21 protein-coding genes and 3 pseudogenes are annotated in these 23,464 nt (G+C 68.5%); 14 read left to right on the top strand and 10 right to left on the bottom strand.

Translation table 11 applies throughout. The features are described from left to right. Positions 1–40 precede the first annotated feature (40 nt). Positions 41–1,084, top strand: coding sequence for an anthranilate phosphoribosyltransferase (gene trpD / locus IPG68_10625; GenBank protein ID MBK6763681.1), 1,044 nt, complete (start codon positions 41–43; stop codon positions 1,082–1,084). Here trpD and IPG68_10620 read toward each other — a convergent pair. Further along, on the bottom strand, positions 1,062–2,756 hold the full coding sequence (locus tag IPG68_10620; GenBank protein MBK6763680.1) for a DEDD exonuclease domain-containing protein: 1,695 nt from the start codon (positions 2,754–2,756) through the stop codon (positions 1,062–1,064). The genes trpD and IPG68_10620 overlap by 23 nt on opposite strands. Positions 2,757–2,858: 102 nt before the next feature. Between IPG68_10620 and IPG68_10615 the strand changes: the two genes are divergently transcribed. The 4 genes from IPG68_10615 (at position 2,859) to IPG68_10600 (ending at position 6,644) form a co-directional block, all read left to right on the top strand. After that, positions 2,859–3,095 carry a hypothetical protein gene (locus IPG68_10615; protein ID MBK6763679.1) on the top strand — a complete coding sequence of 79 codons (237 nt, stop codon included), beginning with the start codon at positions 2,859–2,861 and terminating at the stop codon, positions 3,093–3,095. Next, positions 3,088–4,170 carry a CoA transferase gene (locus IPG68_10610; protein MBK6763678.1) on the top strand — a complete coding sequence of 361 codons (1,083 nt, stop codon included), beginning with the start codon at positions 3,088–3,090 and terminating at the stop codon, positions 4,168–4,170. The genes IPG68_10615 and IPG68_10610 overlap by 8 nt, the downstream gene beginning before the upstream one ends. Positions 4,171–4,442: 272 nt before the next feature. Continuing rightward, entirely contained in the window at positions 4,443–5,471 is a 1,029-nt protein-coding gene (locus IPG68_10605; protein ID MBK6763677.1) for a C40 family peptidase, read from the top strand. 3 nt (positions 5,472–5,474) lie between these two features. After that, positions 5,475–6,644 carry a glycosyltransferase family 4 protein gene (locus IPG68_10600; protein MBK6763676.1) on the top strand — a complete coding sequence of 390 codons (1,170 nt, stop codon included), beginning with the start codon at positions 5,475–5,477 and terminating at the stop codon, positions 6,642–6,644. On the opposite strand, the gene IPG68_10595 is transcribed toward IPG68_10600, so the two are convergent. From IPG68_10595 to IPG68_10580, 4 genes and pseudogenes are all read right to left on the bottom strand, one after another. After that, on the bottom strand, positions 6,576–7,769 hold the full coding sequence (locus tag IPG68_10595; protein MBK6763675.1) for a DUF2029 domain-containing protein: 1,194 nt from the start codon (positions 7,767–7,769) through the stop codon (positions 6,576–6,578). The two genes, IPG68_10600 and IPG68_10595, sit on opposite strands and share 69 nt — an antisense overlap. A gap of 81 nt (positions 7,770–7,850) precedes the next feature. Beyond that, entirely contained in the window at positions 7,851–8,492 is a 642-nt protein-coding gene (locus tag IPG68_10590; GenBank protein MBK6763674.1) for a response regulator transcription factor, read from the bottom strand. 6 nt (positions 8,493–8,498) lie between these two features. Continuing rightward, on the bottom strand, positions 8,499–9,662 hold the full coding sequence (locus IPG68_10585; GenBank protein MBK6763673.1) for a sensor histidine kinase: 1,164 nt from the start codon (positions 9,660–9,662) through the stop codon (positions 8,499–8,501). A gap of 466 nt (positions 9,663–10,128) precedes the next feature. Then, positions 10,129–11,917: pseudogene (locus IPG68_10580) on the bottom strand (AMP-binding protein). 146 nt (positions 11,918–12,063) lie between these two features. Here IPG68_10580 and IPG68_10575 point away from each other — a divergent pair. The 4 genes and pseudogenes from IPG68_10575 to IPG68_10560 all read left to right on the top strand — a co-directional run bounded on the left by IPG68_10575 (position 12,064) and on the right by IPG68_10560 (position 14,370). After that, positions 12,064–12,597 carry a polyketide cyclase / dehydrase and lipid transport gene (locus IPG68_10575; protein ID MBK6763672.1) on the top strand — a complete coding sequence of 178 codons (534 nt, stop codon included), beginning with the start codon at positions 12,064–12,066 and terminating at the stop codon, positions 12,595–12,597. Further along, a complete protein-coding gene (locus IPG68_10570; GenBank protein MBK6763671.1) occupies positions 12,534–12,965 on the top strand; it encodes an SRPBCC family protein in 432 nt (143 codons plus the stop codon). The genes IPG68_10575 and IPG68_10570 overlap by 64 nt, the downstream gene beginning before the upstream one ends. Then, the gene (locus IPG68_10565) at positions 12,962–13,402 is read left to right on the top strand and encodes a hypothetical protein (GenBank protein ID MBK6763670.1); all 441 of its coding nucleotides are present in this window, start codon (positions 12,962–12,964) and stop codon (positions 13,400–13,402) included. The genes IPG68_10570 and IPG68_10565 overlap by 4 nt, the downstream gene beginning before the upstream one ends. 22 nt (positions 13,403–13,424) lie before the next feature. Continuing rightward, positions 13,425–14,370 (top strand): annotated as a pseudogene (locus IPG68_10560) (ROK family glucokinase). Positions 14,371–14,433: 63 nt separating this feature from the next. On the opposite strand, the pseudogene IPG68_10555 reads toward IPG68_10560, so the two are convergent. The 3 genes and pseudogenes from IPG68_10555 to IPG68_10545 form a co-directional block, all read right to left on the bottom strand. Continuing rightward, a pseudogene (locus IPG68_10555) lies at positions 14,434–15,686 on the bottom strand (TIGR00300 family protein). Between the two features lie 17 nt (positions 15,687–15,703). Further along, entirely contained in the window at positions 15,704–16,069 is a 366-nt protein-coding gene (locus IPG68_10550) for a hypothetical protein (protein ID MBK6763669.1), read from the bottom strand. After that, positions 16,066–16,809, bottom strand: a complete 744-nt coding sequence (locus IPG68_10545) for an alpha/beta fold hydrolase (GenBank protein MBK6763668.1) — start codon at positions 16,807–16,809, stop codon at positions 16,066–16,068. The genes IPG68_10550 and IPG68_10545 overlap by 4 nt, the downstream gene beginning before the upstream one ends. Before the next feature lie 191 nt (positions 16,810–17,000). On the opposite strand from IPG68_10545, the gene IPG68_10540 reads away from it, so the two are divergent. After that, positions 17,001–17,720, top strand: a complete 720-nt coding sequence (locus tag IPG68_10540) for a 1-acyl-sn-glycerol-3-phosphate acyltransferase (protein ID MBK6763667.1) — start codon at positions 17,001–17,003, stop codon at positions 17,718–17,720. 55 nt (positions 17,721–17,775) lie between these two features. Continuing rightward, positions 17,776–19,113, top strand: a complete 1,338-nt coding sequence (locus tag IPG68_10535; protein MBK6763666.1) for a 3-deoxy-7-phosphoheptulonate synthase class II — start codon at positions 17,776–17,778, stop codon at positions 19,111–19,113. Between the two features lie 267 nt (positions 19,114–19,380). On the opposite strand, the gene pknB is transcribed toward IPG68_10535, so the two are convergent. Then, positions 19,381–21,273: a Stk1 family PASTA domain-containing Ser/Thr kinase gene (pknB, locus tag IPG68_10530; GenBank protein MBK6763665.1), complete on the bottom strand. Its 1,893-nt coding sequence runs from the start codon at positions 21,271–21,273 to the stop codon at positions 19,381–19,383. A gap of 114 nt (positions 21,274–21,387) precedes the next feature. Between pknB and IPG68_10525 the strand changes: the two genes are divergently transcribed. Genes IPG68_10525 through IPG68_10515 form a run of 3 tightly spaced genes read left to right on the top strand, consistent with a single transcriptional unit; the run spans position 21,388 to position 22,555 of the window. Then, the gene (locus IPG68_10525; protein ID MBK6763664.1) at positions 21,388–21,855 is read left to right on the top strand and encodes a pyridoxamine 5'-phosphate oxidase family protein; all 468 of its coding nucleotides are present in this window, start codon (positions 21,388–21,390) and stop codon (positions 21,853–21,855) included. Next, positions 21,852–22,166, top strand: a complete 315-nt coding sequence (locus IPG68_10520; protein ID MBK6763663.1) for a lycopene cyclase domain-containing protein — start codon at positions 21,852–21,854, stop codon at positions 22,164–22,166. The genes IPG68_10525 and IPG68_10520 overlap by 4 nt, the downstream gene beginning before the upstream one ends. Next, positions 22,163–22,555 carry a lycopene cyclase domain-containing protein gene (locus tag IPG68_10515; protein MBK6763662.1) on the top strand — a complete coding sequence of 131 codons (393 nt, stop codon included), beginning with the start codon at positions 22,163–22,165 and terminating at the stop codon, positions 22,553–22,555. Before IPG68_10520 ends, IPG68_10515 begins: the two co-directional genes overlap by 4 nt. On the opposite strand, the gene IPG68_10510 is transcribed toward IPG68_10515, so the two are convergent. Then, the gene (locus IPG68_10510; GenBank protein MBK6763661.1) at positions 22,541–23,446 is read right to left on the bottom strand and encodes a phytoene/squalene synthase family protein; all 906 of its coding nucleotides are present in this window, start codon (positions 23,444–23,446) and stop codon (positions 22,541–22,543) included. The genes IPG68_10515 and IPG68_10510 overlap by 15 nt on opposite strands. Between the last annotated feature and the right edge of the window lie 18 nt (positions 23,447–23,464).

The raw sequence follows: 23,464 nt of genomic DNA, 5'->3' as shown, positions 1-23,464 counted from the left end.
CGCCCCGCCGTTTGCGGTCCAGGTTACGTAGGCTGCCGACATGACCGAGTGGCCCCAGATCTTCTCCGCGCTGTTCGCCCGTCGGCAACTGCAGCCCGAGCAGACGCAGTGGGCCATGGAGGAGATCCTCGAGGATCGTGCCACCCCGGCCCAGATCGCGGCGTTCGCGGTGCTCATGCGGGCCAAGGACGAGACGCCCGAGGAGGTCATCGACCTGCTGTCGGTGATGCTCGAGCACGCCACCTCGGTGGCGGTGCCCGGGCCGGTGCTGGACGTTGTCGGCACCGGAGGTGACCGTGCCCACACCGTGAACGTGTCCACCATGTCCGCCGTCGTGGTGGCAGCCGCGGGTGCGAGGGTGGTCAAACACGGCAACCGGGCGGCCTCCTCGCAATCGGGGTCCGCGGACGTCCTGGAAGCGCTCGGGGTGGTGATCGACCTTCCGGCGGCTGCGGTAGGGCCGTGCTTGGAACAGGCGGGTATCGCGTTCTGCTTCGCCCCGGTGTTCCACCCCGCACTGCGATTCGCCGGTCAGGCGCGCAAGGACCTGGCCATCCCGACGTTCTTCAACATCCTCGGCCCGCTGGCCAACCCGGCCCGCCCCGCGGCTGCGCTGGTCGGCTGCGCCTTCGAGCCCATGGCCTCGGTGATGGCCGACGTGCTGCACAAACAAGGCGTGCGGGCGCTCGTCGTGCGCGGCCTGGACGGTCTGGACGAGATCAGTACGGAAGGGCCGACCACGGTCTGGGACGCCACCGGCCAGCGGGTGACCACTACGCAGTTCACCCCGGAGACCTTCTCGGTGGCCCGCTCGCCGTTGTCGGCCCTGCGAGGCGGGGACGCCGCGCGTAACGCTGACCTGGCGCGGGAGGTCTTCGCAGGCGGTGGGGGTCCGGTCCGCGACGTGGTGGTCGCGAACGCGGCTGCGGCCTGGGCGGCCTGGGCGGCCGTCGGTTCGCCGGAGGCCGATCTGCGTTCCCGGCTCGACGAGGGGGTGGCCCGGGTGAACGAGGCGTTGGACAGCGGCGCCGCCGCCCGGTTGCTCGACCGCTGGGTCGAGGTCAGCCGAGCTCTGCAGGGCTGACCGACGCCCGGACGGGCAGCGCCCAGCACCCGTCGATGTGCACCGGACGGGCCGACTCCAGCCAGCGCATCAGCATCCTGCTCTCGGCGACGAGCGCGGCGGTGGCCGGTGCCGGGGGCCGCGAGACGACCTCCGCGGCGATGACAGCGGTTTCGACCACCCGATGGGCGTCGGCGGTGGTAGGGCAGAAGACGGCGTTGGCCAGGCGCCCGTGGGCGATCACGTGGATGTCCCAGCCGCCCGGGCGGGAAGCGGCCGCGACGATCTGGGGGATCTGCCCGAGTGCGCGCAATTGGGCCGCGGAGTGCACGCCGGCCAGCGCGGCGTCGAGCCGGTCGCGCCACGTGGCAGCCTGCTCGAAGCGCTCTTGCCCGGCCAGGCCGGACATGCGCTCCTGCAGCACCCGGCTGATGAGTGCGGTGTCCCCGGCCATCGCGCGGCGTGCTGCCTGCACCAGCGGCCGGTAGTCCTCGGGGGTCAGTGCCCCGGAGCACGGTGCGAGGCAGCGCCCGATCTGACCGAGCACGCATCCGGTGGCTGCCCGGCCCGGGCGCAGACGCTGCGTGCAGGAGCGCAGGCCGGTGGCCTCGGTGAGCGCCGCTGCGGCCTCCAGTGCAGCAGCGCGCGAACCGAAGGGCCCGACGTACGTGCACCCGTCGGCCTCGTCCTCAGCGATCGCGCGCACCACCGACAGGCGGGGGAACGCCTCGTCGGTGAGTTTGAGCCACACGGTGCGTTCTGGGTGCCTGGACCGCCGGTTGTAGGGCGGCTTCCATTCCGCGATGAGCCGCAACTCGCGCACCCTCGCCTCGAGGTCGGTGGCGCACACGATGGCCGTCACGTCAGTGGCGATGCCGACCATCTCCGTCATCCGTGGCCGCTGTTCGGCACTGGTGAAGTAGGAACGCACCCGCCGGCGGATGTCCTGCGAGACGCCGACGTAGAGCGGGCGGCCTTCGGCGTCGCGGAACGTGTAGACGCCGGCTTCCTCGGGTAACCGGTCGGCCAGGTGACGTTTACTGCGCCGTTGCTGCGGGACCTTGCGCATGGAGGCGGTCAGTTCTTCCAGGGTCAGCACGCCGAGCGTGCCGAGCCGTTCCAGCAGTCCGTGCAGGACGTCGACAGTGGCGCGGGCATCGTCCAGCGCGCGGTGCGTCGGCGTCACCCGGGTGCGGAAGTACTGCGCCAGGGTCGCCAGTCTGTGGTTGGCCACCTCGTCACGGCCCAGCACGGAACGGGACAGCCGGGCCGTGTCGAGCACCTGCGGCTGCGGCCAGCGCACCTTCAGGCGATCGCAGGCCGCCCGCAGGAAACCGGTGTCGTACGGCGCGTTGTGCGCCACGAACACACTGTCGGCGAGAAAATCCAGCAGCATCGGCACCGCCGCGGCCTCTCGCGGTGCGTCGGCGACCATCGAGGAGGTGATGCCGGTGAGCACGGTGATGAACGCCGGGATGGGCTGCTCGGGGTCCACGAACGTGCGGAATTCGCCCAGGACCTCGCCGGCGCGGACCTTCACGGCGCCGATCTCAGTGATCCTGCCCTCGGTCGGACTACCGCCGGTGGTCTCCAGATCGACCACGCAGAACGTCGTTTCCACCAAGGGTGTGCCGTCGAAGTCGAGGTTGAGCTGGGCGGCGCCATGACGCAGCGGCAGCGGCTCCACGGACATGCTTCGACGCTAGGTCAGGGTCACGACATTTCCGGGTAACGGCGCGGATACCCCCATGCACCGGGTGGTGGGCGGCTGTCAGTGGACACATACAGTGGGCGCGTGGCCATCCCCGCCCCTGATGAGAACAGCCGGTGGCGTTGCGCGCGTTGCGGCAACCTCACCCGCTTCGACGTGGTGCGATCCACCCGCTCCGAGCAGTTCTGGCACTTCGACCTCAGTGGTGCGGTCACCGTGGAGGAACAACGCGACCTGCAGGACGACATCGAGAAGGTGACGTGCCGCTGGTGCGGCGCGGCGGACACCGTGGAACTTATCGCGCGGGTGGACGATGTCTGAGCCGCCACTGTCCGGGGTGCGGGTTCTGGACATGACCCGGTTGCTGCCCGGCAACTTCGCGACGGTGACCCTGGTCGAGATGGGCGCCGAGGTGATCAAGGTGGAGGCCCCGGAGGGAGACGGCACGCGCTGGGTCGCACCGCATCTGGCCTCCGGGGAATCCGGGGCGTTCGTGCAACTCAACCGCGGCAAGCGCAGCCTGGTCGTCGACCTGAAGACCGACGAGGGCCGCGAGCAGTTCGCCTCGCTGGTGGCCGGCGCTGATGTCCTGGTCGACTCGTTCCGCCCAGGAGTCCTGGACCGGCTGGGTTTCGGACAGGACAGGCTGCGAGAACTGCGTCCCGCTCTGGTGCACGTCACGATCGATGCCTACGGGTCCGGCGGTGAACTCGAACAGGTTCCCGGCCACGATCTCAACACTCTGGGCTACGCCGGAGTGCTCACTCTCGCCGGCGGCCCCGCGCTCCCCGGCCTGCAGGTCGCCGATCTGGCCGCTGGCATGCATGCGGCACTGGCGGTCCTGGCCGGGCTGCGGACCAGCGCCACGGGTGAGTTCGTGCGCTCCGAGGTAGCCATGGTGGACGCGGCCCTGTCGTTGGCACAGTTGCCACTGGGCGGCTGGCTTGCCACCGGCCTGGCGCCCACAACACCGTGGGACCTCACCGGGCGCTGGGCGTGTTACGAGGTGTACGAGTGCGCCGACGGCTTGTGGTTGACAGTGGGTGCCCTGGAGCCCAAATTCTTCGGCACCATCCTGGACCTGCTGGAACTGCCCGAATGGAAGCCGTCGCAGTACGATCCCGCACGGCAGACCGAACTGCGCGACGCCCTACGTCACCGGGTCGCGTCCCGGCCCCGCTCCCACTGGATGTCGCTGCTGGCTTTCGAGGACACCTGCGTGGGTCCGGCCCTGACGCTGGCCGAGGCCATGGCGCACCCCAATCTTCGCAACCGTCGCGTCCTGCGCGAAATCGAGGCGGCCGACGGCAGCCGTCACCAGGTGTTCGCGGCGCTGCCGTGGCTGGTGCCCGACGACCCCGCGCCACTGCGGGCGCCCGGTCTCGGCGAGGGCTGACCGGCACTTTGTCACAGGGTCTCCCTACGGTCGGGTCACGACGTGAGGAGATGACGATGCTGATCGATTGTGTAAGTTGCACGGCACGGCCGGCAGCCTGTGCCGACTGTGTGGTCACAGCGCTTCTGGATGCCCCCGGTGATGGTGAGCTGACGACTGAGGAAGTCGCCGCTATGGACGCTCTGGCGGCCTCCGGGCTGATATCGCCGCTGAGGTTCGTGCGCGCAGTGTGAGGCGGGCTTTGTGAACGCCGCGGGGTGCACAATGGTGGTATGGCGTCCCGTCGCGTGCTTTCGGCTGTCGTGGCTGGGATGTCGTGCGCCATCCTGCTGGTCCCGTGGGCCGCCCACGCGGACATCGATACGCAGATCGCCCAGGTGCAGTCGCAGTTGTCGGCTCTGCAGCAGCAGGCGGCCGCCGCCGCGGAGGAGGCCAACGATGCCACCATCGATTGGCAGCAGGCCCAGCAGGCGGTCGTGGACAAGCAGGCGGAACTGGCCGCCACCCAGCAGAGCCTGGCCACCAGCCAGAACACCCTCAACCAGGTGGTCAGCCAGATCTACCGCAACGGTGGGGTGGACCCCAGCCTGCTCGTACTGGCCTCGGACACCCCGTCGGACTGGCTGGCGACTCTGGACACCGCGCGGATCCTCGCCGGCCAGCAGAACTCGGCGCTGGTGCGCACGCAGGTCGCCGAGCAGCAGTTGATCCGCGACGAGGCAGCTCTGGAGAAGGCCGAGAAGAAGGCGGAGAACGCCCGGGACGATCTGCTGGACGCCAAGGCGGCCATCGATGCGCGAGTCGCCGAGTCCACTGCCCTGCTGTCCCAACTCCAGGCCGAGCAGCAGCGGCAACTGGCAGAAGAGCTGGCCCGTCAGCAGGAGCAGCAGCAGAAGCAGGCCGACCAGGCCGTCGACCAGGTGGGCGACCTGCCCGACTCCACCACGAAGCCGGTTGTGAAGTTCGCCATCAAGCAGGCCGGCAAGCCGTTCGAGGCCGGAGCGACCGGTCCGGACGCCTACGACTCCTCGGGGCTGGTCAAGGCAGCCTGGGCGGAGGCCGGCGTTGATCTGCCGCACTCGGTGCAGCGCCAGTACGACAAGACCCAGCGCGTCGACATCACCCAGTTGGCACCCGGCGACATTGTGTTCCTCTACGGGACGGGCAAGCATGCCGGCATCTACACCGGCGACGGGTACTTCGTGCATGCCAAGGGCCCGCGCGACGGAGTGGTGTACGAGAAACTGTTCACCAACGAGTTCATGTCGGAGTTCGCCGGCGCCGGGCGCCCGAAACCGTAGCCGGTGAACCGCACACTGGTCGTCACGAACGACTTCCCTCCGCGCGCCGGCGGCATCCAAGCGTTCGTGCACGGCGTGCTGCAGCATCAGGATCCCGAGTCGGTCGTCGTGTACGCGCCGGCATGGAAGCGTTCCGAGGCCTTCGACGACGAGCAGCCCTTCCCCGTTGTGCGTCACCGCACCTCCCTGATGCTCCCCGAACCGACAGTGCTGGCCCGGGCTCGTCGTATCGCGCAGGACTACGACTGCGACCGGGTGCTCTTCGGAGCGGCGGCACCCCTGGGGCTGTTGGCTCCCAGGTTGCGATCACAGGGGATGGCGCCGATCGTGGCCATGACGCACGGTCACGAAGCCGCCTGGGCGACGACCGTGGGTGCCCGCAGGGTCCTGCGGGTCATCGGTGACTCCGTCGACACCGTGACCTACCTGGGGGAGTACACCCGCGGTCGTATCGCTTCGGCCCTACGACCTGCAGCGGCCGCCCGGATGCGCCGACTGGTGCCCGGCGTGGACACCGACGTGTTCCATCCGCGGGTTCGCCCGGATGGGGCGGCCCTGCGCGGGGAACTGGGTCTGGCAGATCGACCAGTCATCGTGTGCGTGTCCAGGCTCATGCCGCGCAAGGGGCAGGACACGCTGATCCGGGCTTTGCCGCTGGTGCAGCGGGCGGTCCCCGATGCCGCGCTGCTGATCGTCGGTGGGGGGCCCTACCGTTCCCGGCTCGATGCCCTGGTCGAGGAGGTGGGCGTGGCCGGCAGCGTGGTTCTCACCGGCACCGTGGCCTGGGAGGCGCTGCCCCTGCACTACGCCGCCGGGGACCTGTTCGCGATGCCCTGCCGCACGCGCAACCGGGGCTGGGATGTCGAGGGCCTGGGCATCGTCTACCTCGAAGCCGGGGCTATCGGTCTGCCGGTCATCGCCGGGGACTCCGGCGGGGCGCCTGACGCGGTGCTCGATGGACAGACCGGGTACGTGGTGGATGGTCGCGATCTGCAGGATGTGGCGCGACGCATCGTGGCGGTGCTGAGCGATCCGCGGGCGGCGGCCGGCATGGGGGAGGCGGGGCGGCAGTGGGTCGAACAGCAATGGACCTGGCCGGTGGTGTCACGCCGGCTGACGGACCTCCTGGACGGCGTCGACCCCGACCGCGGTCCCGGGACGGCCCCGCATTAGCCGGGTCAGCCCCCAGCCGGTGGCGACGAGCAGCAACAGTATCCGCGCGGTCTGGAGGGCCAGCCCCTCCCACCGGTCGGACAGCAGCCAGTCGTAGTGCATGGGGTACAGGATCTGCCCCAGGGCGGCCACCGGCATCAATAGCGCGATCACCGGCCGCATGCGGGTGCCCCGATCCAGCAGACAGACCGCAGCGATGCCACCCACCCAGACCAAGTACTGCGGCGACAGCACGCGAGAGGTGACCATCGAGACCAGGACGACCACCAGGGCGATATCGGCCGGCGAGGCGTCGTCGAGGCGACCGCTGAAACGCAGGATCACCAGCGCGGCCAGGCTCACCACTGTTGCCACGGTCACTGCCAGGGCCACCGCCTCCACGCCCGGAGCGGAGACCTCCATAGCGCCGTAGCGGTAGACGAACCGGCGCGGCCACCCGAAGAGGTGCGCGACCAGGAACAGCCAGGCCGGCACCGACTCCACCTGCAGCCCACGCTCGCGCTGCTCCGAAGCGAACGAACTCGCTCCGTCCATCGTGAGCACGAGGGTCATGAGGATGGCGCCGCAGGTCACGACGAAGGCGGCGAGAGCCTTGGGGAAAGCGCGCCGGGGCACGCTGAGCAGCAGCAGTGCCGGCCATACCTTGAGCAACGCACCGACGGCCAGCCATGCCCCCGATCGCGCCGGTCGGCTGACGGCCAGCAGTCCCAACACCGCGAAGAAGGTGGGGATGACGTCGAAGCGGGTGAGCCACACCGGGCCGATCAGCATGCCGGCCACGATCCAGGCCCAGGGACCCTCCAGCGAGGCGCCGTGACCAGTCCTGCGCATCAGCACGACGAACGTGGCCACGTCGAACGCCAGCATGACCAGCATCAGGCCCAGAGTGGGGTCCGGCGGGACGAGGGCGCCGAGGGCGAAGACCGGGCCGACCAGTGGCGGGTACTGCCACATCTGATCCCCGACCGGGTATCGCCCGGTCTGCAGGATCTGCGCCCACTGCTCGTAGAGGGTGACGTCGTTGATGACCAGCGTGCCCCCGATGTACGGGATGAGGCCGAAGGGTATGAGCAATAGCCAGGCGCGGGTCAGGGCGAACGTCACAGTCGGGAGGAGCCACCACATGCGCGCAGACGGCGTGAAACGCACAGGCACTCCGATCGTCGCCGAACCCGGACCGCCCCGGGGCACAGTCAGTATCTCAGGTCAGACGGTGGGGTCCGACTGCCGCAGCAGACCGAGTTTCAAGGCCGTCATCAGAGCCTGCGCCCGGTTACCGGCCCCCAGCTTCTCGTACAACTTGGAGATGTGAGTCTTCGTGGTGGACTCGCTTATGAACAACCGCCGCGAGATCTGGGCCACGCCGAGACCGTCGGCCAGCAGTTGCAGGACCTCGCGCTCGCGCGGGCTCAATTGCGGTCCGCTCGGGCTCAGCTTGCGCTTCATGGCGTCGGCGAGATCCTTGGCGGTGAAGGACTGCGGGGTCGTGGCGGCGTGCCTGGCCGCGGCGACGACGTCGTCGGACGGTGCGTTCTTGGGCACGAATGCCGAGGCGCCGGCTTCCAGAGCGGCGAACAACTGCTCGTCGCCGGCGTACATCGTGAGGATGACGATGCCCAGCTGCGGGTAGCGCTCGCGTGAGGCAGCGGCCAGTTTGAGCCCGGATCCGTCGGGCAGCCGCACATCGAGGACGACGACATCCGGACGGGTGATCCGCAGCAGGCGCTCGGCGTCGGCGGCCGAGCCGGCCTCCCCGACCACGTCGAAGTCGCCGTCACGCTCGAAGGAGCGCCGCAGACCCTGCCTGATGAGTTCGTGGTCGTCGACGAGGAGAACTGAGATGGTCACAGCGCCTCACTCCTCCCTGTCGCCGGCGGTCGGCTTCAGGATGACCTCCAACACCGTGCCGCCGCCCTCCCGAGGATGCCACGCGAGTTCGGCGCCGATGCGGTTGGCCCGCTCCTGCATGATGTCCAACCCGAAGCTGTCGTTGCGCGGCGAATCCATGCCGCTGCCGTCATCGGCCACCCGCAGGTAGGCCCGCGGTGGGTCGACCCGGCAGGTCACCCACACGTTCTCGGCGTGGGCGTGGCGGCGCACGTTGGTGACCGCCTCCTGGGCGATGCGCAACAATTCGGTCTCCTGGGCCAGGGCGAGCCGGTCGTGGCCCTCCTCCATCACCAGGTGCACCGTCAGTCCGGCTGCGGTGCCGGCCTGCTGCACGTAACTGGCAAGCGCCGACCCGAGACCGACCCCGGGCTGCACGTCGGCTCGCAGGTCGAAGATGCTCAGGCGCAACTCGGAGATGATCCGGCGGACCTCGGTGCGGATGTCGTCGGCCAGAGTCTGCCCCGGCGTGCCCTGCAAGTCGGCGACGAGGACGTCCAGGGCGTAGCCGACACTGGCCAGCTCCTGTGCGATGCCGTCGTGGATCTCACGGGCCAGTCGCCTCCTCTCCTCCGTCGTGGCAGCCGTGCGGACATCGGCGAACAGGCGCCCGGTGTCGATGCGCAGAGCGGCTTCCTGGGCGCCTGGCATCGCCTGCCGAAGGGCAGCGCTGTCGAACGGGGTGACGTCGTTCTGCAGCGCTGCCACACCCACGAGCCGGGAACCGAGGGTCAACGGGATCAGCGCCTCCTGTTCGGGCCCGCCGGTGACCAGGCCCCGGCCGGCGTGGGGCTTCGCGTCGCGCAGTGTGGCCAGGGAGGACAGATCCAGGTCGGGGAACGGGCTGCGTTCGGTGCCGCGCAGCGCGTAGGGGACCAACTGATCGTCCTGCTGGATGTACAGCGCTGATCGCTGCGACGGGACGTCGTGGCTGAACTGCTCGAGGGTCTGCTGGGCCAGGGCCACCTCGTCGAGACCCGCGGGAAGTTGTCGCGACTTTTGTTGCAGCCGGCTCAACAAGCGGTGAGCCGAGCGGTACTCCTCCCCGCTGCGACGGCGCTGCTGGACAGTCCACAAGGCGATGCCTCCCAACCCGGCAAGTACCAGGGAGATGAGGATGATCGTGCCCACGCGACCGATTCCACCATGTGCGGGCCACTGGACGCAGGCTCTTGCCGGCGAACGGGTGGGTGGTGTTGGGGCCGGGGTTGCGGGCAAGGCGGGAGAGGGTGGTACATCGGGGAGTGTTCCAACCGGTGCGGCCTCAAGGCGTGGATGCAACACCTGAACTGAGGGTGAGGTGTTGTATCCACGGGGGTTGGATCGCTCCCGGGTTGTGGTTTCGCTCCCGCCTTGGGCTGGGGTGGTCGCGCCGTGCGCGCTTTCTGCACCGGGGAGAGTTGGGGACGTCGGGGTGTTTAACGGTCTTGTTCCCCGGTCTTTTTCGCTCCCGCTTCGTTTCACTCCCGCCTTTGCCCAGGGCCGGGGCGCGCAGGCCGGGGCGTGCCAGCGCCGGCGTGCCAGGGCCGGGGCCGCGGGCGGGCGACGAGGAAGGCCCGCCGCGGATCCGATCCACGACGGGCCCTCCTCGCTCGGGTCAGCTGTACAGCGATTCGACCTTCGCGCTGAACTCGGTCATGACGACGCTGCGCTTGAGCTTCATCGACGGGGTCAGCTGTCCGCCCTCCTCGGTCCAGTCGATCTCGAGGATCTCGAACTTCTTGATGGCCTCGGCATTGCTGCGCCGCCTTGTTGGCCTCATCCACGGCCCCGCTCACCTCGGCGAGGATGTCGGGGTCCGAGGCCAGCGAGGCCAGCGGGGTGTCGGTCGGCCGGCCCTTCTGCTCCAACCACGCCGGCAGCGCCTCGACGTCCAGGGTCACCAATGCGGCGATGAACGGCTTGTTGTCGCCGACGACCATGCACTGGCTGATCAGCCAGTGTGCGCGCAGCCGGTCCTCGAGCACCGCTGGTGCGACGTTCTTGCCGCCGGCCGTCACGATGAGTTCCTTCTTGCGGCCGGTGATGCGCAGGAAACCGTCGGCGTCGAGTTCGCCGATGTCGCCGCTGTGGAACCAGCCGTCATCCTCGAGGACCTCTTTGGTGGCCTCCTCGTTCTTCCAGTAGCCCTGGAAGATCTGCCCGCCCTTGAGCATGATCTCGCCGTCGTCGGCGATGCGCACCGACGCGCCAGGCATGGGACGCCCGACCGTACCGATCCGGATGGCGTCCGGGAGGTTGATGGTGCTGGCCGCCGATGTCTCGGTCAGGCCGTAGCCCTCGAGGATCGTCACGCCGATGCCCCGGAAGAAGTGGCCGAGCCGCGTGCCGAGCGGTGCACCACCGGAGACCGCGTACTCGACCTTCCCGCCGAGGGCCGCCCGCAGCTTGCCGTACACCAACTTGTCGAAGATCCCGTGTTTGAGTCGCAGCAGCAGGCTGGGGCCACCGGTGTCCAGAGCGCGCGAGTAATCGATCGCCGTGCTGGCGGCCATGTCGAAGATCCGGCCCTTGCCCTCAGCGGTGGCCTTCATCTGGGCGGAGTTGAAGACCTTCTCGAAGACCCGTGGCACAGACAGCAGGAAGGTCGGCTGAAACTGCGCCAGGTCGGCCAGGAGGTTCTTGACGTCCGCGCTGTGGCCCAGGACCGTGCCGGACTCGATGCAGCCGATCTCGATCACCCGCCCGAAGACGTGTGCCAGTGGCAGGAAGAGCAGCGTGGAGCCGTGCGCGTCGAACAGGTCGGGCATTGCGCCCATGATGTTGTCGGATTCGAAGAGCAGGTTCTTGTGCGTCAGCACGCAGCCCTTGGGCCGTCCGGTGGTCCCGGATGTATAGATGACGGTGGCGATGTCGTCCGGGGTGACCGCCTTGCGCCGGGATTCCAGTTCTGTGTCCGAGATGTCCGCCCCGGCCTGCGTGAGACCCTCGACCGCGCCCTCGTCGAAGACCCACACGTGCTTCGTGGGCACCTTGCCGGCCACTTGCTCGTACACACGCTTGTGCTTGTCGCCCTCCAGGAAGACACCGGCGCAGTCGGCGTTGCTGAGGATCCACTCGACCTGCTCGGCCGAGGAGGTCTCGTAGATGGGCACCACAGTCGCGCCGGCGAACCAGCCCGCGTAGTCAGCCAGCGTCCACTCGTAGCGGGTGGAGGACATGATGGCGATGCGGTCACCCGCTCCCACGCCCGCGGCGATGAGGCCCTTGGCCAGCCCGGCGACCTCGTCGCGGAACTGCGCGGACGTCACGTCCTGCCATGTCTCACCGACGCGACGCCGGAGTGCCACCCGGTCGGGGTTCTTCTCGGCGTGGGCGATCATCTTGTCCGTGAGGCCACCGCTGGTGATTTCAGCCACCAGGGGTGCCTCGGATACCTCCTGCATGCAGGGCTCCTGTCGTTGTAGTACCGGATTACCGGAATGAGCGGTCATGGGTTGTGCCGTATTGTTCCGCAATTCTGGCAATAGGGGAACACCCGGCCTAGGAGGCGCGCGGTTGGGGGTGCATCTGGTGGGGCATCATCGTCTCTGTGGCCGGCGTGGATCTCGTGGACGAGACCTTCATCGTCGTGCAGCCGCAGGTGCTGGCCGGAGTCGTCGCCGATCCGGCGTCCTGGGTCAGGTGGTGGCCGGACCTGCGGCTCACCGTGTTCATGGACCGGGGGGTCAACGGGCAGCGGTGGTCGATGACAGGGGCGCTCGTGGGTTCCCTGGAGATCTGGATCGAGCCGTTCGCCGATGGGTGCATTGTGCACCACTACTTGCGTGGCGAACCCTCCGACGACGGGCTGACCCCAGCGCCTTGGCCGGACACCCCGAAGGGCTGGCGAGCGGCGGCCAAGGAGCGCGCGCGCCGTGCCACCGCCTGGAAGCGCACCGTCTGGGAGCTCAAGCGTGAGGTCGAGCAGCGCGCCCGGCCGGTGCCGCGCCGGCGTGGGCGACGAGTCACGAAGAGGGGCAGTAACCTTGAGCGGGACACTTGGGTGAAGGGCGGAGGTCGGTGGCTGAGCAAACGGAGTCGAGCATCATCATCGAGGCTTCGGCTGAGCGGGTCATGGCAGTGATCGCCGATCTCGGCACCTACCCGCAGTGGGCCGGAGTCAAGCAGACCCGGGTGCTGCGGACGTTCCCCGACGGCCGTCCGCTGGAAGCAGAGATGGTCATCGACTCCGGTCCGATCAAGGACACCTACACCATCCAGTACCAGTGGCACGAGGACAAGCAGGTCAACTGGCAACTCACCGAGTCCACGGTTCTGCGCGACCTGGATGGCATGTACATGGTCCACGATCTCGGGAACGGCACCAGTGAGGTCACCTACCGGCTGATGGTCGACCTGCAGATCCCCATCATCGGTTCGATCAAGCGCAAGGCGGAGAGAGTCATAGTGGACACCGCCCTGAAAGGTCTGAAGAAGCGGGTTGAGCAATGAGCGAGGATGACCAGTCACAGAACTCGCCGCTGGACGACGAGGGCAACCCGCCGCCGTGGTGGCACAGCACACCGAGCCAGCCTCCGGTCGACTCGATGTTCGTCGAGGGCCTCAAACTCGCCGGCGCGCTACGGAACTGGGCAGTGGACTCCGGAGCGGTGGCCGCTGCCACGGAGGTGGCGCAGAACGCCGCCGCAAGTGCCTCGGCATTGCTGGCGCAGGCCACCGAGCAGCACCCGCAGACCGAGGAGCAGACCGAGGAGGAACCCGAGCCGGCGCAGGTCGTGCGCTGCACCGACTGCCCCATCTGTCAGGGCCTCGATGCCCTGGAACGCACGAACCCCGAGTGGGCGCATACCGCCCGCGCCGCTCTGTCCCAGATCAACGATCTTGTGGCGGGACTGCTGGGCCCCGCAGGCGGGCAGGCGAAGCCCTAGGCGATTCCCCTAGCGTTGCCATATGGGTCTGACCGTGGGGATCGACATCGGGGGCACCAAGATCGCTGCCGGCGTGGTGGACGAACAGGGCCGGATCCTGGCCCGGCACCGCGTCGCCACCCCGGGTCGCGATGCCGAACAGGTGGAGCAGACGGTCTGTGACCTGGTGCTGGCCTTGCAGAAGGAGCACGACATCGAAGCGGTCGGCATCGGCGCCGCGGGCTTCGTGGACGAGAGGCGCTCCCGTGTCAACTTCGCCCCGAACCTGGGCTGGCGGGACGAGCTGGCTGCGCAGGGCCGTCGAAGCTGTCATCGATCTGCCGGTGGTGGTGGAGAACGATGCCAACGCCGCAGCCTGGGGGGAGTACCGGTTCGGAGCCGGGAGGGACCGGGAGTACCTGGTGACGATCACCATCGGCACCGGCATCGGAGCGGGGATCATCCTCGACGGTGCCCTGTACCGCGGGCGATGGGGAGCGGCCGCCGAGTTCGGACACCTCAATGTCGACCCGGGCGGACGGCCATGCGGCTGCGGCAACCGGGGGTGCTGGGAGCAGTACGCCAGTGGCAACGCCCTGGTGCGTGAAGCCCGGTACCTGGCCTCGGAGCGGCGTGTGGATGCCGAGGCGCTGCTCGACCTCGGGGATGGCACCCCGGAAGGGGTGCAGGGACTGCACGTCACGCAGGCCGCGCGGAAAGGGGACCCCGTGGCGTTGGCGGCCTTCGACTTCGTGTCGCGCTGGCTGGGCCAGGGGATGGCCGACGTCACCGCCATCCTCGATCCGGAGTGCTTCGTCATCGGCGGCGGTGTGAGCGAGGCCGGTGACCTGCTCCTGGCGTCCACCATCCGGGCGTTCACCGAGTCGGTTTCGGGCAAGGACACCCGCCCGCTGCCGAAAGTGGTGATCGCCGAATTGGGCAACGCCGCAGGCCTGGTGGGTGCGGCCGACCTGGCCCGCATCCGCTGACCGCGGTCGCCTCCCCCCGTCGGCGCCGGACCGGCCCTGTGGGAGGCCGGAACCCCAGTCGAGCTAGGGCACCAGGTCCATGGCCAGTTGCTCGAGGAAGAGCCCGATGTCGGTGACCACACCCTGGGCCTGGGCGCTGCCGCGGTCGGACAGCTTCGTCACGGTCGAGGGGTTGATGTCCACGCAGACCAGCGGAATGGACGCTGGAAGGATGTTGCCGGTCGCGATGGCGTGCAGCATCGTGGCCACCATGATCGCGAAGCCGACGTCCTGGAGTTGTGCGCGCATCGCACGCTGCCCCTCGATCACGTCGGTGTAGACGTCGGGCAGGGGCCCGTCGTCGCGCACCGACCCGACCAGCACGAACGGTTTGTCGGCTTCGACCATCGCGTGCATCAGCCCGGCGGTGATCGCGCCGGCCGCCACAGCCTGGGCGATGCTGCCGTGGGAGCGCACGCGATTGATCGCCCGGATGTGGTTTTCGTGGCCGTGGTCGACGCCGGACCCTTTGCTGAGGTCCACACCCAGGGACGTGCCGTACATGTTCGACTCGATGTCGTGCACCGCCAGGGCGTTGCCGCCGAACAGCACGTCGACGTACCCGGCCGCCACGAGCCGGGAAAGGGCGGGCGCGCCGCCGGTGTGGACGATGGCCGGCCCACCGACCCATAGGATCCGCTTGCCGGCGGCCTTGCACTCGCGCATCTGGTCGGCGATCTGCCGCACCTGCAACGCCTGCGGCTTCTCGCTGGACACCACGGAGTTCATGAACTCGAAGATCGACTCGGAATCCGGACGCGGTGGCGACGGCACGACGACCTTGACACCGAGGAAGCCGACGACCACGGGCTCGCCGGCCAGCACGTCCGACATCGGCACGGTGGTCACGCCGCCGTCGCGCAGCACCAGTCCGCAGTCCATCTCAGGATTGCTCACCAGGATCCACTCCCCGCCGATGCGCACGTATGTCTCGAAGTTCGTGCTGGAGTGGAACCCCTCGGGGAACACCCCGTCCATCGGGGCCGGAACCGTGACGGCGTCGCTGGTCTCGACGGGGTTGGCGCCGTGGTTCTGCAGCCTGACCACCAGGTCGTTGAGGGCGGTGGTGTCCTCGTGGGTGATATGGATGCGGGCGGTCGACTCATCGTTCTTCGTCTTGCCGAAGACGAGGTCCTGGATCTCGTAGTCGGCCCCGGCCTCAGGATGTCGTCCAGGGCCCGGCTGAGCATTCCGGAATCGATGAGTGCCCCTGCATCTGCACGACTTCGCTGATGGTCATGGCGGCATCCTGTCACGTCGGCGCGGGCCGGGGCCATGCGTCGGACCCGGCGGGTCACACCACCGAGCCGTCGTCCCAGCCGTCCTCGGGCTCGTGCGGGGAGCGCAGGACCAGCGTCAGGAAGCCGGCGACGAAGGCCACCACCCCGGCGATGACCGCACTGGGGCGCACCACGCCGGGGGCCAGCACGCCCAGGAACAGCAGCAGCGGTCCGCCGATGACCCCGGCCCATGCGAGTCGTCCGATCAGATCGGTCTTGGGCAGCGGTGGCGGCTCCGGCGGAACGAACTCGTCCTCGGGATCCGGGGGCGGGGCGGCGGGCGGCCGGTCGGGCGCAGCGGGCATCTCGTCGCCGAGTTCGGCAACGATGCGCTCCCAGGCGTTCTCGTCGTAGGGGACGTGGTCCCCGGGCTCGCTCATGCCGCCGCCCCGAGCGACTCGGCGAACCTTGTACTGGCCTCGAATATCGCTGTGGCGTCGTTGTCGACGGTGGCCAGGTGGTAGGAGTCCTGGAGAAGGACCTCTTCGACCTGTGACCGCACGTTGGCCAGCAGCCACGTCGTGTTGCTCGGTTCGACCAGGTGGTCGTCGGCGCTGCGTAACACCAGCAGGGGAGCGGTGATGCGGTGGACGTCGGACTTCACCAGCGCCCACAAACGGGTCAGCGAATGCATCGCGCGCAGTGGCAATCGGTCATAACCCAGGTCCGTGCTGCCCGGGCGCTTCACGTCGTCGAAGTGCCACGGCACCGCACCGAGGAACTGGACGTACGGCAACAGGGCCCGGTCCCGGCGTTCGCTGTGCACGACCGGGTTCACCGCGACGATGCCGTCGATGTCGGAGTGAACCTCTGCCAATCGCAGGCTGATCGTGGCCCCGGCACCCAGTCCCATGACCACTCGAGTGTCCGTGTGTTCCCGCATCCGCTCGAGGCAGCGCTCGGCCTCTTGGATCCAGTCGTGCCAGGTGGTGGCGCTCAGGTCCTGCCAGCGCGTCCCATGACCTGGCAATCGGGGCGCGCTCACCGTGTGGCCAGCGGCGGCCAGGTGTTGTGCCCAGGGGCGCACGACCGCCGGTGTTGCGCCGAATCCGTGCAGCACGAGCACGCCGAGGTGGTCGCCCTCGGCGCTGTACGGCTCCGCGCCCGGCATCAGTGGCACTGTCTTCCTCGCGCTGTCGTCCCCGCGCTGACAGAGCCGATGATCTCACGCTCACTAGCGCGGAACGATCGTGCCGTCCACCAGAAGGTCACGGAATGGTCCGTTCGCTCAACCCTTGGCAGGTTGCATTGCCCAAGGCTCGCGGCGTTGCGTAGGGTCGGAGGCGAAATCACGTTCAGGAGGCGGCTGCGGTGTTGTACTGGTTCTTCAAGTACATCCTCATCGGCCCCTGGTTGCGATTGTTCTTCCGGCCGCAGGTCGAGGGTCTGGAACACATCCCCAAGGACGGATCGGCGATCCTGGCCAGCAACCACCTGAGTTTCTCCGATTCGTTCTTCCTGCCCCTCGTGGTCCCCCGTCACATCACGTTCCTGGCGAAGGCCGAGTACTTCAACGGCACAGGCATCAAGGGGTTCTTGAACCGTGCCTTCTTCAAGGGGGTCGGGCAGGTGCCCATCGATCGTTCGGGGGGTTCGGCTTCGGACGACGCCCTGAGCACCGCACTGCGCATCCTCGACCAGAACGAGTTGCTCGGCATCTACCCGGAGGGGACCCGCTCCCCGGACGGCCGGTTGTACCGGGGCAAGACGGGAGTGGCCCGGGTGGCGCTCGAGGCGGAGGTCCCGGTCATCCCGGTCGCCATGATCGGCACCCGGGAGATCCAGCGGCCGGGCAAGATCATGCCGAGCATCCGCCGGGTCGGCATCAAGATCGGCAAGCCCCTTGACTTCTCCCGGTACGAGGGCATGCAGAACGACCGCTTCGTGCTTCGCTCGATGACCGACGAGATCATGTACGAACTCATGGAATTGTCCGGCCAGGAGTACGTGGACCTGTACGCGGCGCGCGCCAAGGAAGTCATCGCCGACGGTGAATCGGTCCAGGCTGCCGCCGCGGCGCAAGCCTCCTGACGCCCGTCCGATCGGGCGTCTCTACGCGGTGCGTTACGCTTCTTGAGTGTCTGATCTGCCGTCCCACAACCTGATCTCCTGGCCGGATCTGCCCTCCGCCCAGCAGCCGGTGTGGCCCGACGCGGATCGCTTGGCGCAGGTCACCGCCGAACTCGCAGTCGTCCCTCCGCTGGTATTCGCAGGGGAGTGCGACCAGCTCATGGACCATCTCGGGCAGGCCGCCCGGGGAGAGGCGTTCGTGCTCATGGGCGGCGATTGCGCCGAGACTTTCGCGGCGAACACGGCCGATTCCATCCGGGCCAGGCTCAAGACCGTCCTGCAGATGGCAGTGGTCCTCACGTACGGCTCGCGGATGCCGGTGGTGAAGATCGGACGGCTGGCCGGTCAGTACTTCAAGCCGCGCTCGCAGCCCTCCGAGACCCACGACGGTGTGACGCTGCCGTCGTACTTCGGAGACGGTGTGAACGACCAGGCCTTCACTGCCGGGGCTCGGGAGATCGACCCCGGCCGGCTGCTCGGGGCCTACCACGCGTCCAGCGCCGCCCTGAATCTCGTGCGGGCCTTCACCCAGGGTGGATACGCCGACCTGCATCAGGTCCACGCCTGGAACCAGGACTTCGTGCGGGAGTCCGAGGCCGGCGTCCGCTACGAGCGCATCGCCCGCGAGATCGACAATGCGCTGGCGTTCATGAAGGCGTGCGGGGCCGATCCCGAGGAGTTCCGCAGGGTCGACTTCTACGCCAGCCACGAGGCGCTGGTCCTGGACTACGAGCGTCCCTTGGTGCGCATCGACTCGCGAACCGGCAACCCCTACTCGGTGTCCGGGCACTTCCTCTGGATCGGCGAGCGCACACGTGACCCCCGGTCGGCGCACATGCACTTCGCTTCGCTGATCCACAACCCTATCGGGGTCAAATTGGGGCCGACGGCCACCCCGGAGGACGCACTGGCGCTAGCCCAGATGCTCAATCCCCAGCGGATTCCCGGGCGGCTGACCTTCATCACCCGCATGGGGGCCGGGCGGGTTGCCGATGCGTTGCCACCGATCGTCGAAAAGGTGGAAGCGGACGGTCACCCCGTGGTGTGGGTCTGCGATCCGATGCACGGCAACACCCGTGAGACCAGCGGTGGGGTGAAGACCCGCCAGTTCGAGGATGTGACCGCGGAGGTGCACGGTTTCTTCGAGGTGCACCGCAGCCTGGGGACCCATCCAGGTGGGCTGCACATCGAGTTGACCGGTGACGACGTCACCGAGTGCCTCGGCGGAATCGACGGACCCCAGGAACAGGACTTGCCGTACCGATATGAGACGGCCTGCGACCCGCGGCTCAACCGGGTGCAGAGCCTTGAGTTGGCGTTCGAGGTCGCCCAGCGCCTCGAAGAGTTGCGCTGACGGATCCTCGGGGAGCGGCCGCTCCTGTGGCTGGCCGGTGTGGCTGGCCGGCTGGCTCAAGGTGGGAGAGGTGCCACTACCGGGGAGCGTTCCAACCGGTCTTTTTCGCTCCCGGCTGTCCGTTTCGCTCCCGCCTTCCGGTGGCCGGGGTGGCTAGCTCAAGGTGGGAGAGGTGCCACTACCGGGGAGCGTTCCAACCGGTCTTTTTGGCTCCCGGCTGTCCGTTTCGCTCCCGCCTTCCGGTGCCCGGATCCGGGACCACCCGGGTCAGGTGATCGTCAGCGTCACCAGCGCTCCGCGTGTGGCCGGCGATCCGCCCCCCGGGTCCTGGGAGATGACCCTGTTGGCGATCGTCACGCCGAACTGCTCCTGGGTCTGCACCTCGAAACCGGCGTCCTCGAGCGTGGCACGCGCCGATTCGGTGTCCATCCCTACGACGCTGGGGACGGGGATGTACTGCGAGCCCTTCGAGACGTAGACCCGCACCTTGTCCCCGCGGTAGGCAGTGGTGCCACTGGTCGGGTCGGTGCCGATGATCTGGCCGAACGGCACGTTCTCATCGAACCGCTCCACCGTCCGGGGCTTCAACCCGCCGCCGATCAGGGTCGCCTGAGCCTGCGAGACGGTCATGTTCCGGACATCCGGGACCACGACCGGCTCGGGGCCCAGCGAGATCGTCAAGGCCACCGTGGTATCCCGCTTGAGCGGCGTACCGGCCGCGGGTTTGGTGCGGATCACCATGCCGGCGGGCACCTTCCGGCTGTAGTCCTGCAGGACCTGCCCGGGTTTGAGGTTCACCGCCTCGAGGGCCTTGCCGGCGGAGGCCTGGTCCATGCCTCGCACCTTGGGCACTCGGTAGCGCTCGGGGCCCTTGGACAGCACCACGGAAACGGTCCCGTCGGCTGCCACCTTCTCGCCCGCGGACGGATCACTGCTGATGATCGTGCCGGCCTCGCGCTTCTCGGAATACTGCTCATCCGTGACGCGCATGGTCAGCCCGACCTCGTTCAGGGTCGCCAGTGCCTCGCTGCGGGTCAGGCCCACCAGTTTCGGGGTGTCCATGGTCTGGGTGGTGCCCAGTTGCCACGCGAAGTAGCCGACAACGCCGGCCAGCACCATGACCAGCAACAGGCCCAGGAAACGCCCGCGGCGGCGGTGCCGCGGGGGTGGCGTCGTGGCGACCGGAGGTGGCGGCGGCCCGACCACCGCGACCGCCGGACTCGGGGGAGTCGTGTCGGGCGCCTCCTTCTCGACGACTGGCATGGGGGGTGGCCCGACCGGGTCGGCCTGCACCACCAGGGTGTCGGGGATCACCATGGCCGGCGCTGCGGCCACGACAGGTGCTGCGTCGCGGCGTACGGGGGCGGGGGCGTGCGGGTCGGCCTCCCGGCGCAGACCGGACACGGCGATGAGCATCTCGGTGGCACTCTGGTAGCGGTCGGCGGGGTTCCTGGCGGTCGCCTTGCGGCACAATGCGTCGATGCCGCGGTCGACTTCCACGAAGGTGCTGGGATCGGGGACCGTCTGCGTCTGGTGCAGGGCGAGCACGTCATCGGGGGTGTCGGCACGGAAAGGCACGTGGCCGGTGAGCATCTCGAACAGCAAGATGCCGGTGCTGTACAGGTCACTGCGTGGATCCGGGGTACGGTCGGACGCCTGCTCAGGGGCCAGGTAGGCGGCGGTTCCGAGCAGCAATGACGCGCGGTGGTCGCCGTCCTCAATGGCGCGGGCCAGCCCGAAGTCGGTGACTTTGACGTCACCACGATCGGCGAGCAGCACGTTCTCCGGCTTGATGTCGCCGTGCACGAATCCAGCCGAGTGGGCCGCCTGCAGACCCTTGAGCACCGCGGTGAGGATGTCCAGGGCGCGGGCCACCGGCACCCGGCCTCCGAAGGTGAGCTCCCGGCGCAGCGTGCGCCCGGGCACGTATTCCATCACCAGGTAGACCGCGTCGGCGGTGCGCCCGCGGTCGTAAACGGCCACCACGTGGGGATCCGATAGTCGTGCGGCAGCGCGCGCCTCGGTGACGAACCGCTCAGTGAATCCGGGTTCGTAGACGAGATCGTCGTTCATCACCTTGACGGCGACAACCCGCTCGAGCCGGTTGTCGAAGCCCTCGAAGACGGTGCCCATCCCGCCGGTGGCGACCACGCGGTCCACTCCGGTACCGCGCGTCGAGTACGCGACCACAGAGATCCGAACTGGTGCGCACGAGAACCAAGTGTACTTTCGCCTGCAGTGTCGCCCGTCGCGATGGCCGGACATGATGGGCACATGTCCAACAAGCGCAGCGAGATTGCCATGACCGAGCAGGAGATCCGGTCCTTCCTGGACGATGGCGGGAACATCCAGATCGCCCTCAACGGCCCGGATGGATACCCCGACATCACGCCCATGTGGTACGTGGTGGATGGCGACCGGATCTGGATGCGCACGTACGCCAAGAGCCAGAAGGTCCACAACGCCCGGCGGGACCCGCGGTGCTGCGCGCTGCTGGAGACCGGCGCGCGCTACCTCGAACTGCAGGGGGTGCAGATCACCGGCGACCTCGGGATCTCCGAGGACGTCGACCGGATCTGCTGGGTCGCAGCAAGGCTCATGGTCAAGTACGAAGGTGTCGACTCCGCGCACCTCCCGGCGCTCGAGGCCGCCTACCGCGAAAAGGCCCCCAAGCAGGTCGCCATGAGTCTGCCGCTGGCGCAGGTGGTCTCCTGGGACCACCGGAAACTGGCTCAGCAGTGATCTACCTGGCGGTGCTGGCTGGGATCCTCCTGGCCAGCACCTGGTTGGAGATCGTCGTGCGCACCCGGGTGTTCCGGCGCTGGCGGCGGCTGCTGCTGACACTGGCCTTCACCCTGGTGCCGCTCGTGGTCTGGGACTGGTACGCGATCGCCCGGGGGCACTGGCACTTCCATCGCATGACCGGGCTGAACCTGGGGATCCTGCCCGTGGAGGAACTCCTGTTCTTCATCGTGGTGCCGATCGCCGGGATCCTGAGCCTGGAGGCAGTGCGGGCCGTGCGCCGGTGGCCGGCGGGGGACGAGCAGCCATGACCTACACGCAGATCGCCATGTGCGCGGTCGCTGCGGCGGTTCTCCTCGATCTCGGGTTGCGCACCCGGCTTGTCGGCCGGCGGGTCTTCTGGGTCTCCTACGCGATCATCCTGTTCTTCCAGTTGCTGTCCAACGGCGTGCTCACCGCCAGCGGCACCGTGCACTACGACGGTGCCGTCATCGTGGGCTCCTCGAGTCCGGAGGACGGCCTGCCGCCGTTCCTCGGCGACGGCAGGATCGCCTTCGCGCCGGCTGAGGATCTGCTGTTCGGCTTCGCCATGGTCCTGTGGTCGCAGGTGCTGTGGATCTACTGGGGCCGTCGGGGCGTGCAGCGGGAACCGGTGTCAGGCCCACCTGTCTGGGAACGTCCCCGCTCAACGGGCCCGTAAGGCTCTGGCGGCTGCGGGGCCAGCCACTGCGAGTCGCCGAGACCACGGCACCCTGGCGCGCCTGGTGAACACGTCGTAGTCGTTGGCCTCGACCTCGTCGACGATCCCGCAGTACAACTCGCTTGCCGCGGCAATGCACGGCTGGGAGTCCGCAGCCAGCATGCCGATACCGGGATTCGCGCGGGCCTGTAACTGACGGACCCGGCCGATCTGTTCGGCAAGTGCCTCCCGCCAGTTGTCGTCGACGCGGCGGGCCCGCACGTCGGCCGGGGTCACCCCATGGGCGGCGAGCTCGGCCAGCGGCAGGTAGATGCGGCCACGCTGCAGGTCCTCGCCCACATCGCGGATGAAGTTCGCCAACTGGAAGGCGATTCCCAGATCACGGGCATGCTCGTACGCCCGGTCGCTGCGGGGCTCGAGGATCGGGACCATCTGCACACCGATCACGGCCGCCGACCCGTAAAAGTACTCGGTGAGCTCCTCGAAGGTCGCGTAGGACTCCACGGTCAGATCCATGCGCATCGAGTGGAAGAACGCCTCGAAGTGCTCGGCAGGAATGGTCCAGCGAACAGCGGTGTCCACCGCGGCCGCTGCCACCGGGTCCTCGCTGTGCCCACGCGCCAGGTCGGTCAGGAAGCGCTCGGACCAGTGGCCCAGGGCCTCGGAGCGTTGCTGGGCGGTGAACGCCGGGTCGATCGCGTCGACGATCTCGTCGGCGTAGCGGGCCAGACCGTAGAGGGCATGGACGAACGGTCGTTTGGCCGGCGGGAGCAGACGTGTGGCCAGGAAGTACGTCTTTCCGTGCTCGGCGTTGAGGCGCCGGCAGCGACGGTATGAGGCCTGCAGCACCGGGTCGGTGATCCCCGCTGCCAGCAACTCCCTGTTCGACACGCAATCATTGTCTCGTGA

Source organism: Micrococcales bacterium (genome assembly GCA_016703125.1).
Classification (GTDB): Bacteria; Actinomycetota; Actinomycetes; order S36-B12; family UBA10799; genus JADKAV01.
Note: the sequence above shows the minus strand (reverse complement) of the source record. Positions and strands in the feature narration are given on the sequence as shown.

Coding starts and splice junctions, on each gene's coding strand:
- trpD (MBK6763681.1), top strand. CDS start 41: ATGACCGAGTGGCCCCAGATCTTCTCCGCGCTGTTCGCCCGTCGGCAA.
- IPG68_10620 (MBK6763680.1), bottom strand. CDS start 2,756: ATGTCCGTGGAGCCGCTGCCGCTGCGTCATGGCGCCGCCCAGCTCAAC.
- IPG68_10610 (MBK6763678.1), top strand. CDS start 3,088: ATGTCTGAGCCGCCACTGTCCGGGGTGCGGGTTCTGGACATGACCCGG.
- IPG68_10605 (MBK6763677.1), top strand. CDS start 4,443: ATGGCGTCCCGTCGCGTGCTTTCGGCTGTCGTGGCTGGGATGTCGTGC.
- IPG68_10595 (MBK6763675.1), bottom strand. CDS start 7,769: ATGTGGTGGCTCCTCCCGACTGTGACGTTCGCCCTGACCCGCGCCTGG.
- IPG68_10565 (MBK6763670.1), top strand. CDS start 12,962: ATGAGCGAGGATGACCAGTCACAGAACTCGCCGCTGGACGACGAGGGC.
- IPG68_10550 (MBK6763669.1), bottom strand. CDS start 16,069: ATGAGCGAGCCCGGGGACCACGTCCCCTACGACGAGAACGCCTGGGAG.
- IPG68_10525 (MBK6763664.1), top strand. CDS start 21,388: ATGTCCAACAAGCGCAGCGAGATTGCCATGACCGAGCAGGAGATCCGG.
- IPG68_10515 (MBK6763662.1), top strand. CDS start 22,163: ATGACCTACACGCAGATCGCCATGTGCGCGGTCGCTGCGGCGGTTCTC.